Origin of the sequence: Halorubrum sp. SP3 (assembly GCF_005435195.1) — an archaeon.
Lineage (GTDB): Archaea > Halobacteriota > Halobacteria > Halobacteriales > Haloferacaceae > Halorubrum > Halorubrum sodomense.
Genome location: NZ_SGTU01000750.1, coordinates 1 through 223, shown reverse-complemented (window position 1 = coordinate 223; position 223 = coordinate 1). Strand labels below are relative to the sequence as shown.

General features: G+C 67.7%; 1 pseudogene. It reads left to right on the top strand.

From position 1 onward, the window contains the following. A pseudogene (locus tag EXE42_RS20560) lies at window positions 1-223 on the top strand (hypothetical protein); the annotation flags it as partial.

The window sequence follows — 223 nt, the reverse complement described above, 5'->3', positions numbered from 1 at the left end:
CCACAGCGTTCGTGGGCCCGCCTACGCCGCCGCCCAGTACGTCTTCCTCGAGAAGCTGACCTCGATCTCACTGTATCTCGATCCGGACCGTGGCCCCGAGCGGCGGCTCGATGCCGCCTCGCCGGCCGATGTGTGTGATCCCGCACGAATGTCCCACCTCTCGCAGCCGCTGTTTCTGCTCGGCCACGGCGTCGAGGATCCTCGCGTTGGGATCCACGGCGAC